This window comes from Streptomyces sp. NPDC057010 (genome assembly GCF_042673805.1).
Classification (GTDB): Bacteria; Actinomycetota; Actinomycetes; order Streptomycetales; family Streptomycetaceae; genus Streptomyces.
Genome location: NZ_JBHUSC010000028.1, coordinates 75,450 through 89,706, shown reverse-complemented (window position 1 = coordinate 89,706; position 14,257 = coordinate 75,450). Strand labels below are relative to the sequence as shown.

Annotated in this window: 16 protein-coding genes and 1 pseudogene; 9 read left to right on the top strand and 8 right to left on the bottom strand. The window is 67.9% G+C overall.

Annotated elements, in window-relative coordinates; genetic code table 11:
* Positions 1-252: 252 nt before the first annotated feature.
* Positions 253-804: pseudogene (locus ACFTXQ_RS23005) on the bottom strand (aminotransferase class I/II-fold pyridoxal phosphate-dependent enzyme); the annotation flags it as partial.
* A 300-nt stretch (positions 805-1,104) separates the two neighbouring features.
* Between ACFTXQ_RS23005 and ACFTXQ_RS23000 the strand changes: the two are divergent.
* From ACFTXQ_RS23000 to ACFTXQ_RS22975, 6 genes are all read left to right on the top strand, one after another.
* Positions 1,105-2,649, top strand: coding sequence for a recombinase family protein (locus ACFTXQ_RS23000; RefSeq protein ID WP_382643596.1), 1,545 nt, complete (start codon positions 1,105-1,107; stop codon positions 2,647-2,649).
* A gap of 289 nt (positions 2,650-2,938) precedes the next feature.
* Entirely contained in the window at positions 2,939-3,550 is a 612-nt protein-coding gene (locus tag ACFTXQ_RS22995; protein ID WP_382643594.1) for a hypothetical protein, read from the top strand.
* Between the two features lie 76 nt (positions 3,551-3,626).
* Positions 3,627-4,139: a hypothetical protein gene (locus ACFTXQ_RS22990; protein ID WP_382643592.1), complete on the top strand. Its 513-nt coding sequence runs from the start codon at positions 3,627-3,629 to the stop codon at positions 4,137-4,139.
* A 125-nt stretch (positions 4,140-4,264) separates the two neighbouring features.
* Positions 4,265-5,434, top strand: a complete 1,170-nt coding sequence (locus ACFTXQ_RS22985) for a phage major capsid protein (RefSeq protein ID WP_382643590.1) — start codon at positions 4,265-4,267, stop codon at positions 5,432-5,434.
* 14 nt (positions 5,435-5,448) lie between these two features.
* Positions 5,449-5,625 carry a hypothetical protein gene (locus ACFTXQ_RS22980; protein ID WP_382643588.1) on the top strand — a complete coding sequence of 59 codons (177 nt, stop codon included), beginning with the start codon at positions 5,449-5,451 and terminating at the stop codon, positions 5,623-5,625.
* Positions 5,626-6,615: 990 nt separating this feature from the next.
* Positions 6,616-6,783, top strand: a complete 168-nt coding sequence (locus ACFTXQ_RS22975; protein ID WP_382643586.1) for a hypothetical protein — start codon at positions 6,616-6,618, stop codon at positions 6,781-6,783.
* A 155-nt stretch (positions 6,784-6,938) separates the two neighbouring features.
* Here ACFTXQ_RS22975 and ACFTXQ_RS22970 read toward each other — a convergent pair whose 3' ends face one another.
* The gene (locus ACFTXQ_RS22970) at positions 6,939-8,045 is read right to left on the bottom strand and encodes a helix-turn-helix domain-containing protein (protein ID WP_382643584.1); all 1,107 of its coding nucleotides are present in this window, start codon (positions 8,043-8,045) and stop codon (positions 6,939-6,941) included.
* A gap of 443 nt (positions 8,046-8,488) precedes the next feature.
* Here ACFTXQ_RS22970 and ACFTXQ_RS22965 point away from each other — a divergent pair, with 443 nt between their 5' ends.
* Positions 8,489-8,698: a hypothetical protein gene (locus tag ACFTXQ_RS22965; RefSeq protein WP_382643582.1), complete on the top strand. Its 210-nt coding sequence runs from the start codon at positions 8,489-8,491 to the stop codon at positions 8,696-8,698.
* Positions 8,699-9,425: 727 nt separating this feature from the next.
* Here ACFTXQ_RS22965 and ACFTXQ_RS22960 read toward each other — a convergent pair.
* Genes ACFTXQ_RS22960 through ACFTXQ_RS22945 form a run of 4 tightly spaced genes read right to left on the bottom strand, consistent with a single transcriptional unit; the run spans position 9,426 to position 11,862 of the window.
* Complete coding sequence (locus ACFTXQ_RS22960) at positions 9,426-10,601, bottom strand: PLP-dependent aminotransferase family protein (protein ID WP_382643580.1); 1,176 nt, start codon at positions 10,599-10,601, stop codon at positions 9,426-9,428.
* Entirely contained in the window at positions 10,598-10,855 is a 258-nt protein-coding gene (locus tag ACFTXQ_RS22955; protein WP_382643578.1) for a hypothetical protein, read from the bottom strand. Before ACFTXQ_RS22955 ends, ACFTXQ_RS22960 begins: the two co-directional genes overlap by 4 nt.
* A gap of 3 nt (positions 10,856-10,858) precedes the next feature.
* Positions 10,859-11,482 (bottom strand): HD domain-containing protein, encoded by a 624-nt coding sequence (locus ACFTXQ_RS22950; protein ID WP_382643576.1) that lies wholly within the window; start codon positions 11,480-11,482, stop codon positions 10,859-10,861.
* On the bottom strand, positions 11,479-11,862 hold the full coding sequence (locus ACFTXQ_RS22945; protein ID WP_382643574.1) for an ArsR/SmtB family transcription factor: 384 nt from the start codon (positions 11,860-11,862) through the stop codon (positions 11,479-11,481). Before ACFTXQ_RS22945 ends, ACFTXQ_RS22950 begins: the two co-directional genes overlap by 4 nt.
* A gap of 121 nt (positions 11,863-11,983) precedes the next feature.
* Between ACFTXQ_RS22945 and ACFTXQ_RS22940 the strand changes: the two genes are divergently transcribed.
* The gene (locus ACFTXQ_RS22940; RefSeq protein ID WP_382643572.1) at positions 11,984-12,301 is read left to right on the top strand and encodes a putative quinol monooxygenase; all 318 of its coding nucleotides are present in this window, start codon (positions 11,984-11,986) and stop codon (positions 12,299-12,301) included.
* Positions 12,302-12,336: 35 nt separating this feature from the next.
* Here ACFTXQ_RS22940 and ACFTXQ_RS22935 read toward each other — a convergent pair whose 3' ends face one another.
* Positions 12,337-12,708, bottom strand: coding sequence for an ArsC/Spx/MgsR family protein (locus ACFTXQ_RS22935; RefSeq protein ID WP_382643570.1), 372 nt, complete (start codon positions 12,706-12,708; stop codon positions 12,337-12,339).
* A 128-nt stretch (positions 12,709-12,836) separates the two neighbouring features.
* On the opposite strand from ACFTXQ_RS22935, the gene ACFTXQ_RS22930 reads away from it, so the two are divergent.
* On the top strand, positions 12,837-13,088 hold the full coding sequence (locus ACFTXQ_RS22930) for a hypothetical protein (protein WP_382643568.1): 252 nt from the start codon (positions 12,837-12,839) through the stop codon (positions 13,086-13,088).
* A 45-nt stretch (positions 13,089-13,133) separates the two neighbouring features.
* Here the strand turns inward: ACFTXQ_RS22930 and ACFTXQ_RS22925 are convergent, their stop codons facing one another.
* The gene (locus tag ACFTXQ_RS22925; protein ID WP_382643567.1) at positions 13,134-14,213 is read right to left on the bottom strand and encodes a PP2C family protein-serine/threonine phosphatase; all 1,080 of its coding nucleotides are present in this window, start codon (positions 14,211-14,213) and stop codon (positions 13,134-13,136) included.
* Positions 14,214-14,257 lie beyond the last annotated feature (44 nt).

Here is a 14,257-nt window from a genome sequence, read left to right as displayed (position 1 = left end):
GGGATTGGGTCTCTGGCGCTGCTCGTGTGGATGCGTGGGACCCGTGGACCGTTCTTTTGGGGGGTTCCCGTCGGTCTTCGTTTTTCCGTGGCGGGCCGGTCTGTCAAGGGTGGCCGTAGGCCATCGCGAAGCGACGCGACGAAGGAGCGCCCTTGACAGGCCGGGCCGACGCGGAAGGACGATGAGACTGACGGGAAACCCCCAAACCTTCTCTGATGCCCTCCACTCGGCTACCGACCCCCGAAGCCCCCATCACCTTCTCGCCCCCACCACCCCCCGCACCACCTCCCCCAGCACCCCCACCCCCACCCCGAACGCCGCGTTCGGGGGTGCCGCGTAGCCCACGACCAGGCCCTCGCGGGGTGGTCCCGCCGCGGTGGGGTGGTGGTAGGAGGAGAGGCCGTCCAGGGCCAGGCCCGCCGCGTGGGCCGCTCGCAGGGCCGGGGCTTCGTAACCTGCGGGGAGTTCCACGACCGCGTGGAGGCCGGCCGAGATGCCCGTCACCCGCACCCCCGGGGCGCGCGCCGCCAGTACGGAGACCAGCTGGTCGCGGCGGTCGCGGTAGCGGCGCCGCATCCGGCGGACGTGCCGGTCGTAGCCGCCGCACTCGATGAAGTCGGCCAGCGCCAGCTGGTCGAGCGCGCTCGCCCAGGACTCGCGGAGCCCCTTCGCCGCCAGGACGGCACCGACCAACTGCTCCGGCAGCACCAGCCAGCCGAGGCGCAGCGCCGGCGACAGGCTCTTGCTGAGCGAGCCTGCGTACACCACGTGTTCGGGGGCCAGGCCCTGCACGGCGCCGACCGGAGTAGGTCCAACACTCTGGGAACTACTCGGTAGCGGGCCGAACCCGCAGGTCACGAGGGGTTCGGCATGGCGTCGGCAGCGAAGGTCACGGGTTCGGGGAATCTCTTGCCCCCAAGGGAAGAGGTGCATCCGACTACTGAGGCCCGGACGGGCGGGCAACCGTCCCGCTCTAGGGCGGGAGTGAAGACGACCACGGGTAAGAGCGCGGGCAGGCAACCGACACCCTTGAAGGGAGGTATGGAGGCATCATCACGCGCGGGGGTGGCTCGCTCGGCGGGCAAGGCAGACGACAGGCCAGAGGTGGACCTGTTGCTCAGGAAGTCGAAGATCGTCCGGGAGGGTGAGCGGGCCCTCTCGCTGCGGGCTCAGGAGGAGCGCGGGCGGCACTGGGCGGATGAGAACGGGTACCGGGTCCGCAAGGTCTGGAAAGAGAACCTGTCGGCGTGGTCGGACGTGCAGCGCCCCAAGTACGACGCGGCCATGGGCGCTGTGCTGAACGGTGAGGTTCCCGCGCTGTGGGTGTACGCGCTGGACCGGTTCAGCCGTAAGGGTGCTGAGGCGGTCGTCCCGATTCTGGGCAAGGCTCGGGTCATCTTCGATTACGAGCGTCTTGACTCGATGGATGAGCGCGACCGGCGTTGGATTATCGACCGGGCGGAGAATGCCCGCGAATACTCGCAGCGGCTTTCGTACAACGTCCGCAGCACGAAGACGCGTCAGCGGAACGAGGGGCGTTGGCTGGCCCGTGCCCCGTTTGGTCTGGCTGCCGACAAGGACACACGGAAGCTTTCTCCGAACCGAGTGAAGGTCCGGGGCAAGGACTATTCCCCGTGGGCCATCGTGGCCCGGATCTTCAAGGAGATAGCGGGCGGCACGTCGTCGCGTGCACTGGCCCGGAAGTTCAATGAGGAAGGGATCAAGTCCGCGACAGGCAAGAGTTGGCGCGCGGACAGTATCCGGGCGATCGTCATTCACCCGGTTTACGAGGGGTGGCTTACGGTCTCGCCCGGCGGGAAGTCCCACAAGGCCCCGACACACTACTTCAACGACGCTGGGGAGCGCGTCCGCTGTGTTGAGCCGGGTGTGTTGAAGTCGATGATTGCGGCGAAGACGGCTGAGCGTGCCCGGCGCGTTCTCAGCGGGCATCAGATCGTTGACAACACTCCGCGCGTGGGGCGGGCGGCGCACTTGCTTACCGGCAAGCTCCGGTGTGCCGAGTGTGGCTATGCCATGACCCTCAGCGGCAAGTCCTACAACTGTCAGATGCGTGCGAATGGCGGTGCGTGTGCTGCCCCGGCTTCGGTCTGGCGTGACGCCCTTGAGCCGTACATCGTGGATCGCTGGATTGCTCGTATGGAGAATTCCGATGTTGACGACCCGCTGATGATTGCGGCTGCCCAGCGCTGGCAGGCACTCACCCGCCCCCAGGAGTCGGCGGAGATCCGAGAAGCGGGGGCGGAACTCAAGGCCGCACAAGACGGGTTGGACAAGTTCCACGCAGACGATCAGGCAGGCTTCTATTCGGGGCGTTCCGCGAAGTCCCGAATTCCCGCGAAGACGAAGGCTGAGGAGCGCCTGACGGCAGCAGAGGAGCGCGTCAACGAACTCTCCGGCGGACCGGTGGATATCAGCTTCCTCATGAACGGGTTGCTCCGCGAAGCGTGGGAAGCGGCGGACGCTGCGCTCAAGCGTGACCTTCTCGGACTGGGCATCGACCACGTGACCGTGACGAAGGCACCCGGCCAGGGCGTGAGGTTCAACGGCAAAACCCGCTGCGGCATCGAGTGGGCCACGCCGGAAGGCGAAGAGGCGGAGGAGTCGGCAGACATGGCGCTGGCCGCGTAGGCGGCCGTCTGAGCCCCGAACTGGCCCCGTTGGTCCCCGGCCGACCGGCGGGGCTCCTTCGTGCCCGCAGGAAGCCGCTGGGCTCCAGTGGTGACGAGTGGTGAATGACGCTCACTTTCCCGGTTGTCGTTTCCGTAAGGGGCAGTGAGTCACCTACGTATCTTGCACAGCTTGCAAAACCCCTGCTTACAGCGTGAGAGAGAGATGTGTGTTTCTTGCACAGCTCTTGAGTGTTGCTTGTCCGTGACTTGCTCGACAGCGAGTGAGCGCACACTAGAGAGGATGATTCATGAGTGGACACGTGTTGAAGGCGGCAACGGTTGGCGAATGGTCGGAGGCCATCATCCGGGCCGCTCACTACGTCTCGCACGCTCCCGCCTTGTGGTGTCCGGCTTCCCGGTGCTGGGTTGAAGGGGAAGCCCCGTACGCGCCGCTTGACCCGGCTCTGTGGCGGGTCCGTATCGCGGACATGCTTTCCGGGCTTGCGGAGTACGCCGGGGATACGGGCCCGGAGGGAATTTATGTGCCGGAATCCGCCCTGCCTGATCGTTGGGGTGCGCTGGGAACGCGGGCACTCTCCTGGAAGGGGATGGCCGTTGCCGTCCGGCACGCTTCCGGTCCGAACGTCCGGGACCTGAAAGAGATCCTGTCCGGGGCGCCAATGTTCCGCCGTGAGTCCGCAATGACGCCTGAACGCTGGCTGAAGCTATGCGAACCGTCGGCGGGTGACTTCGTTTCCCGGCGTGACCTGATAGCCGCTTTCCGGCGCGATTGCCCGCACGCTGCGATTGGTGAACGCGCCCTTCTCGTGCTGGCCCGTGAACTCTTTGGAGGAGATGGCCGATTCGGCCCGATGGGTGCGCGTGGCCCATGGGGATTCCGCGTGCGCCTGCCCCGCTGACCAATACCTCACGTGCGCTGTTGCCCCGGCTTCACCGAACCGGGGCTTTTCTATGCCCTGAGACTGGAGACACACCATGTACTACAACCCAACTGGCGTGACTGAGAACGAGATTGACGCGCTCCTTGATACCCCCGACGAACTGACTGAGCACAAGGACCCGGAGCTTGTCCGGGCGTTCATGGAGTGGGACACCGCCCGCTCAATGCAGGGTGTGAGCGGCCCCGTGGACGTGCGCGCTGGGTTCGCCCGTGGTGGATACCGGCTGATAGCCGACCCGTTCCGGCCCCTGTGGGAGTTCCCGCCCGCGCTGCGTGATGACGTGCTGCGGGCTCGTCTGATCATTCGTCGCCGTGAGGCTCGCCCCATGTCCTGGGCGACGAAGGGCGGCACTATCCGCGTGGTGGACGGCGTGAAGGTGTTCACGGGCGAATGCGAAGTGTGCGGAAAGGCGTATGAGCAGAAGCGCCCGGAAGGGCAGAAGCGCCGGTGGCCGCTGATGTGCTCGGACGAATGCCGGGCGGAGCGCAACCGACAGCGAAAGCGCGATTGGGCCGCGAAGAACCGCGCCGCCTCTAAGGCCGCGTAGACATTTACTAATCCCTTTGAAGGGGCTTTCGAGATTCGATCTCAGCACCTGGCCGGCTCGGGCCCCCAAAATTTCGCGGTCCGGGCCTTTCTGTTGCCTTCAAGATGATCAGCAAGGGGCCTTAGATGAGTCATGCCGAGATAGCACGCGCCTCCCTTGAGAAGCGGGATGCCGCATCGCACAAGCTACGTGAACTTACGGACGGAGCGCGGAACCGCAAGCTCACTCCCAATGAGCAGAAGGAGGAGGGCAAGCTACTCGACCAGATCAAGGAGCACGACGACAACGCCAAGCGCCACATTGCGGCGTCTGCCGCTGAGGAAATGGCGATCAGCGTCAGGTCTCCACTTCAGGAGATGGGCACTACGCGCAGCCTTTTCCCGGCCCGTGAGAGCGCTGCGGTGACGCCGGGCGATCTGATGAGCCGTTCCATTCAGGCTGTGCGTGGAATCACCACCACGGGTACGGGTAAGGCGTTCAGCCCGGAGCAGACGGCCAAGCAGTTCGTTGACCTCCTGGCCCCTCAGTCGGTCGTCATGGCATCCGGCGTCAACCGGGTTCAGACGAACGCTGAAACCTACTCGTTCCCGGTTATCCGTTCCGACTTCACGGCCGGATTCGTGGGTGAGCTTGACGACCTGCCGACCGGCGGATTTGGCGCTGACCCGCTCAAGGTCACGCCGAAGAAGATCGCTGCCGCTGACATGCTCGCCAATGAGCTTGTGCAGGATGGCGGTTCTTCGTTCCTGAATCCGGTTGCGAAGTCGCTTATGCGGTCGGTGGCGCTGGGCTTCGACCGTGAGGCGCTTATTGGTACCGGCACGGGTAAGGGGTTCGTCGGCATTTCCAAGACGGCTGGCATTCAGACTCACGCGGTCACGGGCGGACTCAAGGACCTTGACCCGTTCGTCACGGCATTTGGGAAGCTGGAATCGGTGAACGCGAAGGCTACGGCCATCGTGATGACTCCGAAGACGTGGGCCGGTCTCATGGCGCTTCGTGAGGCAACTGGATCGCTTAAGCCGCTTCTGAGCGAGTCGGCCGGTTCCCCGACCACTGGCATTCAGCGTTCCATTCTTGGCGTGCCCGTGTGGCTGTCGCCGTTCCTGCCGGATGCCGAAATTCTGACCTACGAAGCGGATCAGATTTTCGCAGTATGGCGGAAGGATGCCGGATTTGAGATCAGTGATCAGTTCGGTTTCCTCAAGGACGGTACGGCAGTGCGCGCTATCGCTCGTGCTGCTATCGCTGTCCCGAATGCCGCTGCCGTCTGCAAGATCACCGTTTCCGCCTAAGAGGAGTTCAACCCATGTCTTTCTTCAACACTGATGAACCGACCGTGACCGTTCGCATGACTGGTTACATGAGCTACGGCCCGACTGATGGCGGCATTCCGTCTCACGTTCTCCAGAACGGCGAGACGTACGACGTTCCGCAGTCTGAGGCGGATTGGCTGCTTGGCGCTGATCTCGCTGAGCGCGTCTAACCGTGTTCGTGGAATTGCTCTCAGGGGTGCGCATTGATGGTGCACCCCTGGGGGCGGGTATGTGTGTGGAGTGCCCTGCTGACGTAGGGGGGTACCTCACCGAAAAGGGGTGGGGGCGGAAGCGGGTGGCTGCCCACAAACTCAGTGACGGTCGCCCGGTCATCGCATTCAGGGTGCGTGAGATTCCTGGCACTGCTGAGGAGTTGAGCGATTGGCCATCGTGGATGCGTCCGGCGTGGATGCGGCCTGATGGTCGGGCAGTGCCCAGCGGAGATGACAGGCAATGGGTTCCGGCTCGCTGCCGGTCGTGTCAGCGCTTTGGGTACAGGCTCAAGGATCGGTTGCCCCAGTCGGCGCGACTCGATGAGCGCGCGGATTCATGGGTCATTGAATGCGAGCGTTGCCGTCCTGCTGATGACTCATCATCAAGCGAATGAGCGCGTGGGCTCGCGCTGAGTGTCGCTGGCATAGGGCGTACGCGGGTCGAAAGTTCGCCGCATTGCCGCTCAGCGATCCCGGTCCCAGCTCCTTTTTCGCGTCCGTCCCGGACAAGCATTTCCGGACTGTCCGCTAACTCAAGAGGGGGAACCATGAGACGAAGGTGTTCACACGTTCCGTGTGATGCGCCGATTCCCGCCGATGCCGACCGACGCACCCGGTATTGCAGCGAGGCTCACCGCAAGGCGGCAGCGCGCGCCCGCAAGGCGACTGCGACGGCATCCAAGATCCGCCCTGAGCCCGCCTCAGGGGACACGGAGCGATACCCGGCACTCCGGGCCGTCTGGGATGCCATGGCCGCTCAGATCGTCGCTGAGGGTGTCACGGTCCCCGGCTCGTCCGGCGTGCCCGTGGCCCACCCGCTCTTGCGCTTCCTGGGGCAGCTTGACACGGCCCTGTCGGCACACGAGAAGACGGCAGACCCTGCCGCTTCGGCCGACCCCATCGACGCTGCCCGCGCGGCTGCTGTCGCCGCTCTGGACGCGTACCGCAATGGCCAGTGACGAACTCCAGGAACTCTGCTGCGAGTTGGCTGAGCACGACACCCCGGAGCGCCACCCCTTGTGGCCCGTGCTCGCCACGCTGTACCGGCTCGAACTCGGCACGACGCCAAGCGCGTTGGACCTGTTCGCGGTTGGCTGCTGCCCCCGTCATTTCTGACCCTGCCCCCGATGGCTGCCCGCGCTGGGTGGTTGTCGGGGGCTTTCTGTGTTCCGTCACCGCGCGTCACCGCCGGTCGGCACGGGTGGGGTGACTGGTGCCGCAATGTCCAAATTCCGCGAGGTGCAGCCGGCGAAAACCCTGGCTACGTACGGTCAGGACTGCTCTACCTCCGCCATGAGAAGCCGGAGGGTCAGTGAGTGCTTTTCTGGGGGTAGCGCGTCGAGGGCTGCCCGTGCGTAGGCCACCCCGCCGGACACGTCGCCGGACCGGGCGAGCATGAGCCCCCGGTGCATCTCAAGGTGCGTCGCGAACCTAGGTAGCGATGCGGGCAGCTCGCGCCGTGCTGCGTCCTGGGCGGCTACCGCCGTGGTCTCGTCTCCTAGGCGGGCAGCGAGCAACGAGATGAAGACGTTGAGCCGCCACCACGGCACCGCGTAGTCACTGGTCTGCTCGTACGACCCGGCCTTGTCGAACACGCGTCGCCCCTGCTCCATGAGCGTCCGTGCAGTGGCCACGTCGCCCCGGATCGCTGCTGTGTGCGCCTTCCCGTAGATCGCGTTCAGAAGTCCCAGCGACGGCCGGTCGCTGATCGCCATTGCCTGATCGGCCAGCACGTCAGCGACGCCGAGTGACGCCCCCTCGTACCCGAGTGCAATGGCTGCTCGACCTCGGACCCACACCCGCGCGTCGTCGTCACCAGACTGGTCCGCTGCCTCCGCTGCCATGCGGTACCACTGGACCGCCTTGGAGCCGTCCGAGCCGGGAAACGTCTTGGCGTAGAGGGTCATCAGACGAGCGGCCACCGACCACAACCGGGGTTCATCCAACTGCTGTTGGACCACAACGAGTTCACCGGACACACGCCGCTGAATGTCGGCAGCGCCGAGACTCATGTACTCAGTGCCGTACGTGGCTAGCTTGGCTTCCCACGACTCCGCAGAAGGGCCCCCTTGGAGACGGGCGGCGAACCCCACGCTCAAGAGGTCTGAGGCGACCACGGGCGCTATCGCGGCTCCGGCTGCATCGGTCAGGAACGTACGGCGCTTCACTTCACCCTCTAGAGCGGCTAGGGGCACGTCCAGGACGGCCGACAGGCACCGGAGGTAGTAGGTCCCCGGAGTCACCTTGGAACGCTCCCAGCGGCTCACGTACTCCCGATCAAGGTTCGTCCCGAAGGCGTCATTGATCGCTGACGCTAGCCGCCCCTGACTCCAGCCGCGAGCCTTGCGTAGATCCTTGATCAGCGCCCCGATAGCCATGAGCCCATCTTGCCCCTATCGCTGCCACTAGACAGGGCAAGAACGGGTGATCGAAGGCCACTTGCCCCTAGGAATGCCCCTACTTCGCTTCGCTGGTCGGCGGGACGATCCACGAACCGACACCGGACGGGACGGCGAGGGCTCATGGCGAACGGGACCGTGCGCGCCATCCAGGGCGACACCTTGGGGGAACTGGGGCACGCGATAGAGCGCGGGGACTTTCACAGGCTCCGGCCCGAGGGAGCGCGCGAACCCCGGTGGGAGCCCGAGAACGGGGATGCGGTCTACGACGCTGCCACGGACCGCGTAGGCCGCTCCCTTGGGTGGGTCACAAGCATGGGCTACCGGCTTCGCCCTATCGGGTCCGGAGAGAAGTGGTACGCCCAAACCGAGACGCTGCGCCCGGCAAAGCCGGAAGAGGTCCATGCAGCGAGGGAGAGAGCGTGAACGAAATTCGGGAGTCCTTCACTACGGAGGAGCGGACGCTACTCGATGCGGGACTTGCAGAAATCCTCGCTGACCGCGAGGCCCGCATATGGCTGCGCGCTATAAGAGATGCCGCACCCCAGCTCGTACAAGCAGCCATCGAAGCCGCCGAAAGGGAGATGGCCAGTGCACAGCGACCGGCCAAAGCTGACCACCATTCCGGCTGACGCGTACTGGCCGAAGAGTGGCGCTGTGGAACAGCCGTCGAATTCCTCGCGCGAGCACCGCGCAACTCGGGCCGTTGAGGACGTGGGAGAAAGCTGCCTCCAGAGCGTGGACGTTCCGGAGGACATTAAGGCCACCATCCGGCTGCTTCTCGACTCGGAGATTGACGAACTCCCTTGGGAGGCGCCCACCATGTGCGACCTGTGGGCCGACCACACGGGAAACCACATGGGCCACTTCGCTTCGTCGAGCGACCACGAACACGGGCGCGGAGTGCTGTGGGCCGTATGGGGTGAGGACACACCTGTTGCGGTCCGAGGGATGCCGCGCTGCGGCCATAGCAAATGCAGCCACCCCCGGGACTACGTCTGCTACGGCTGCTACATGCCGCGCGGCCACGATGGCAGGCACACGGGGCAGGAATAGCCCGTGGCCAGACTCAGCGCGCGGGAGATGAAGGAAAACCGCGACTACATAGCGGCCCATGAAGACAAGCTCAGAAAGCGGCTGGCCAACGGTGAGACCTACGTCGAAATATCCGCACAGCTCGGAATCGGCGTGAACGTCTTACGGCGAATGCTGGAAATCGTCTTACCCGAGAGAAGGAACGTACGTGCCTACGCCCCTTGTCAGTGTCAGGACCGAGCGCCCCGCGCAGTGTGACTCGTGGGTCAAGCTGTATCCGCATCAGGTTGCGGCCGTTCGGCGCGGAATTCCGGGCACGCGCCGCTATGACGAGTGGGTCAATGAGTCAGCGACGTGCGGGCTGAGATTCGGGCACCTGGGATGGCACGAATCCGGGATGCGTCCGAACCGTCCCGAGGATGGGGGCGGGGAAATCGGCATCCGCTGGAACACCAGCAATGGCCGCGTGAACGGCTGCCAGGTGGTCCTACTCGAACCCCTCGCGGCCGGTCGGGTCTGACCGGGTGTGGGGACGGGGGCACCGCCAACGGCCCCCAGGAAGCCCCCGTTCGTGCGTCTCCCTCCGGCGCATGGGCGGGGCTTGCTAGTGCCCTGAACTGGGCACATTCCAAGTTGCCAGGGTGTAGGGTCCACCGGCTTGCGGTCGTAGCGGAACTCGCCGTCGTAGTCGTCCTCGACGATCAGCCCGCCGGTGGTACGCGCCCACTCCACGGCGGTGGCCCGCCGCGCCGGCAGCAGCCGGCCGCCGGTCGGGAACTGGTGCGCCGGGGTGAGGAGCACAGTGCGTGCCCGGCCCGGGACCTCGTCGGTCCGGGCGCCGTCCTCGTCGACGGCGACGGGGTGCGGGCGGACCCCGGCGGCGTCCAGGATGCCGTGGTGAAAGGGCAGTCCGTACGCCTCGACGGCCCAGTCCCGGGGCCGGATCGAGGCGAGCAGGCGCAGGCCGTTGGCGAAGCCGGAGCACACCACGATGTTCTCCGGGCCGGTACGCACGCCCCTTGCCCGGGACAGATAGCCCGCCAGGGCCCGCCGCAGCTCCGGGCGGCCCCGCGGATCGCCGGGCCCGAACGCCTCGGTCGGCGCCTGGGCGAGGGCCCGGCGTGCGCTGGCGGCCCAGGCGCCCCGCGGGAAGGAGGCCGGGTCGGGCTTGCCCTGGAGCAGGTCGTAGCGGGGACCTTCGGGGGTGGGCCCGGCGGTGACGGGCGGCGCGGCCGCGGCCGTCACGCCTTCGGCGACCCGGGTTCCGGAACCCTGACGGGCGGTGAACCAGCCCTCGGCGACCAGCTCCGCGTACGCGTCGGCGACGGCGTTGCGGGCCAGCCCGAGGTCGGCTGCCAGTGCCCGGTAGGGCGGCAGCCGGGTCCCGCCCACCAGCCGGCCGCTGCGCACGGCGTCACGCAGGGCGTTGGCCAGGGCGGTCCGCCGGGCGCCATCGGGGGAGAGCTCCAGATGCAGATCAGCACCGGCTCCGGCGCTCACGCCCGCGGCTCCGCCGCGTAGGGCGTGAGCGGCGCGGACGTGAGCGCGGACGTGAGCGGCGCGGACGTGAGCGCGGACGTGAGCGGCGCGGACGTGAGCGCGGACGTGAGCGGCGCGGACGTGAGCGCGGACGTGAGCAAGCGGTGGACGGCGCGCGCCGCGTCGTCGCGCGCCGCGTCGTCCAGCGGGCAGATCAGGGCCCGGGCGTCGGTGGGGTGCGTGCCGTTGCGAGCGGCGGACGCCGACCTGCCCACCGTTCAGCCTTCCAGCGGGTGCGACTTCGACAGGACGCGTTCGGCGAGACCGCCGCGTACGGCCGCCGCCGGGGAACTCTGCGGCTTGCGCGCGGCCTGGTCGCGGAAGCAGGCCAGGAACTCGTCCGCGAGGCCCTCGCGCGGGTACCGGGCCAGGACCTCCGCCCGGAACCCGGCGGTGAAGTCGTCCGCGTTCCGCCCCGAGATGTCCACGCCGGTGGCCCGCTCCAGCAGGTGGCCCTCCGGGTCCTCCCGTACGTCCACCGCGTCCCACATGTGCCGCACGATGACCTCGGACAGCCGCTGCCGGCGCTCCACCGGCCACCCCGCCCCGGCGCCGAACACCCAGGCCACGTGCCCGCCGGCCTCGTCGAAGGCGACGGTGTGGCTGTCGAACTCCGGGACCAGGCCGATGTCGTGGAGCAGCGCGGCCACGTACAGCAGCTCGGCGTCGTGCTCGATGCCCCGGTCCGCGGCGTACGCGGAGGCCCACACGTAGGACCGCACCGAGTGGTTCAGCAGGGCCGGGGTGCAGTAGGCGGTGGCGACTTCGAGGGCGGCGGCACAGGCGGCGGTGTCGGGGGCGGCGGGTACGGTCAGCGCTTCACGGGGCGTTTCGAGAGTCATGAGGCCGAGTATGCCGAGCGACCCCGGCCGGGCGCTTTTCCATGATCCGAATTGTGCGGTTCGGGCCCTTCGGTTTCGGCGGCCAGGATGGCGAGCAGCCCCGGGAAGCGGGACTCGATGTCGGAGCGGCGCAGGCGTGCCATGCGGCTGTTCCCCCGGTCGACCTGCCGGATCAGTCCGGCCTCGCGCAGGGTGCGGAAGTGGTGGGTGACCGTCGCCTTCGAGACGGGCAGGGCGAAGGAACTGCAGGTGCGCGCCGTGCCGTCCGGTGCGACGGACAGCTCGCGCACCACCCGGCGGCGGAGCGGGTCCGCGAGCGCGGACAGGACCTTGCCGAGTTCGATCTCGTCGAGGGCGGGATGCCCTTCTTCGTCGGGCATGGTGCCGGCCTCCTCAGGTACGGCTTGAATCGTACCTCTGGTGGATGTTAGCTTCCGTCAGGTACGAGTGCAGTCGTACCTAGAGGGGTCTGAAAAGGCCCGAGGTGGGGAGAGAGTTCGCATGGACCAGCTCGTTACGCTCGTCGGCACCGCCCGTCCCAAGCCCGAACGCGCCGCAGAGCTCAAGGAGTTGCTGCTCTCCTTCGTGGCGCCCACCCGGAAGGAGCCGGGCTGCCTGGAGTACCACTTCCACGAGGACCGCGAAGAGCCCGGGGTCTTCGTCTTCTACGAGGTGTGGCGCAGCCAGGCCGACCTCGACGCCCACCTCGCGCTGCCGCACCTCCGCGACTTCTGGGAGCGCCGGATGGACTACCTGACCCGCGACCTGGAGCTCCGCTTCCTTACGATGCGCAGCCCGTACGGCAAGGCCTGGGCCTGAGACGCGTGTGATGCCGTCTAGCCGGTCTAGCCGGTCTAGCCGTTGCGGGACAGGGCGTCCCGTACGGCCTCCTCGGAGCGGGCGACCACGGCCGTGCCGTCCTCGGCGGTGATGATCGGGCGCTGGATCAGCTTCGGGTGCGCGGCCAGGTGGGCGATCCAGCGGCCGCGCGCCTCGTCGGTCTCCTCGCGCGGCAGCTCCCGCACGCCGGTCTCCTTCGCCAGCGGGTCCGAGGTGCGCGTGATGTCCCACGGCTCCAGCCCGAGGCGGCCGAGCACCTCGCGGATCTCCTCCTCGGAGGGCACGTCCTCCAGGTACCGGCGCACGGTGTAGTCGGCGCCCTCCGCGTCCAGCAGGGTCAGCGCGCTGCGGCACTTCGAACAGGCGGGGTTGATCCAGATCTCCATGGTGCCCAGCCTATCCAGGGCTGTCCCGAGGCCGTCCTGTGCAGGTCTGGCCAGGGGCTTCTGTCAGTGGTCCCCGGTAAAATCGAAGGAGAACGACAGGAAGCCAACTACCGTTTGGGAGGCTGTAGATGGCCACTGCCACCACCATCCAGCACGTCAAGAAGAAGCCGCTGCCGGCGGGTCTGCCCCGCGAGTGGTACGAGAGCCACAACCGCCGTCTGAAGGCGATGCGCCTGGCGATATCCCTGCTCGACTCGGGGACGTATGACGCCCGGCGCGCCACCAACAGGAAGATCCGCACGATGGCCGTCCGGACGGGCATCCACCGGCCGTCCAACGTCACCTGCAAGATGGTGCGCGCGTTCATCCAGGAGTCGTGACAGCCGGTCATCCGCGCCACTCCGTGCCGATCGGGCGCGGAGTGGTCACCCGTCCAGGCGGAGCAGCAGCAGGGCCACGTCGTCGCGCGGACCGCCGTCCGTGAAGGCCGCGAGGTCCCGCCACACCGCCTGGGCCAGGCCCGCCGGGTCCCTCGCCAGTACGGGGACCCGCGCGGCCAGCGGGTAGAAGTGCCCCGTCGCGTCCCGGGCCTCCGTCACCCCGTCCGTGTGCAGCAGGAAGCGGTCCCCGGCCCGCACCGGCAGCTCCGCCACCGCCGGGGGCAGTGTCCCCGCGAGCCCCAGACCCAGCGGAGGCCCCGGCTCCACGGCCACCTCCTCGACCCGTGGCCCGCGCAGCAGCAGACCGGGCGGGTGCCCGCACGACAGGATCCGTACGAGGTCCAGCCCGGGCGGGAACTCCAGCAGCACCGCCGTCGCGAACAGTTCGGGGTGCTCCACGGCCCCGGCGGCCGCGTCCGCCGTCAGCCGCCGGTCGAGCCGGGCCGCGACCGCCGACAGTTCCGCGTCGTCGAGCACCCCCTCGCGGAAGGCCCCGAGCAGCGCCGCCACCGTGCCGACCGCCGCCAGGCCGTGCCCCTGCACGTCCCCGACCAGCGCCCGCACCCCGTAGGGCCCCGCCCGTACGTCGTACAGGTCCCCGCCGACCAGGGTGCCGCGCTGGGCCGCCCGGTAGAGGCCAGAACAGGCCACCGGACCCACCCGTTCCGGCACCGGGGGCAGGACCGCCAGCTGCGCCGCCTCCGCGACGGTCCGTACGCTGACCAGCTGCGCGTCGCGGCGCCGCCGGACCCAGGCGATCACCACGCTCAGCAGTCCCACGGTCGCCACCGTGGCCAGGTCCGTACCCCGGGCGTGCGCGATGCCGAGGGCGGGCACGCCCAGCAGCAGGAGCACGACGGCGGCGAAGAAGGCGGTCCCGGCCGCCCCGTACGCGAAGGCGGCCACCGGCGGCAGCCCGGCGAGGAAGTAGCCGAGCTCCACATCGCCCGGCGTGACCCGCTGGGCGAGGACCAGCCCCACGAGGGCCACCGCGGGCGCGAACCGGGCCCAGCGCGGCGGCGGCTCCCCGCGCAGCCAGCCCGGCTCCGCGCGTCCGCGTCTCACCCCTCCACCCTGGTACGGCGGCCGGGCCCGCGCACCCCGGACCG

Coding starts and splice junctions, on each gene's coding strand:
- ACFTXQ_RS22935 (WP_382643570.1), bottom strand. CDS start 12,708: ATGGAGATCTGGATCAACCCCGCCTGTTCGAAGTGCCGCAGCGCGCTG.
- ACFTXQ_RS22975 (WP_382643586.1), top strand. CDS start 6,616: ATGGCCAGTGACGAACTCCAGGAACTCTGCTGCGAGTTGGCTGAGCAC.
- ACFTXQ_RS22950 (WP_382643576.1), bottom strand. CDS start 11,482: ATGACTCTCGAAACGCCCCGTGAAGCGCTGACCGTACCCGCCGCCCCC.
- ACFTXQ_RS22930 (WP_382643568.1), top strand. CDS start 12,837: ATGGCCACTGCCACCACCATCCAGCACGTCAAGAAGAAGCCGCTGCCG.
- ACFTXQ_RS22970 (WP_382643584.1), bottom strand. CDS start 8,045: ATGGCTATCGGGGCGCTGATCAAGGATCTACGCAAGGCTCGCGGCTGG.
- ACFTXQ_RS22990 (WP_382643592.1), top strand. CDS start 3,627: ATGTACTACAACCCAACTGGCGTGACTGAGAACGAGATTGACGCGCTC.
- ACFTXQ_RS22940 (WP_382643572.1), top strand. CDS start 11,984: ATGGACCAGCTCGTTACGCTCGTCGGCACCGCCCGTCCCAAGCCCGAA.
- ACFTXQ_RS22985 (WP_382643590.1), top strand. CDS start 4,265: ATGAGTCATGCCGAGATAGCACGCGCCTCCCTTGAGAAGCGGGATGCC.
- ACFTXQ_RS22945 (WP_382643574.1), bottom strand. CDS start 11,862: ATGCCCGACGAAGAAGGGCATCCCGCCCTCGACGAGATCGAACTCGGC.
- ACFTXQ_RS22995 (WP_382643594.1), top strand. CDS start 2,939: ATGAGTGGACACGTGTTGAAGGCGGCAACGGTTGGCGAATGGTCGGAG.
- ACFTXQ_RS22980 (WP_382643588.1), top strand. CDS start 5,449: ATGTCTTTCTTCAACACTGATGAACCGACCGTGACCGTTCGCATGACT.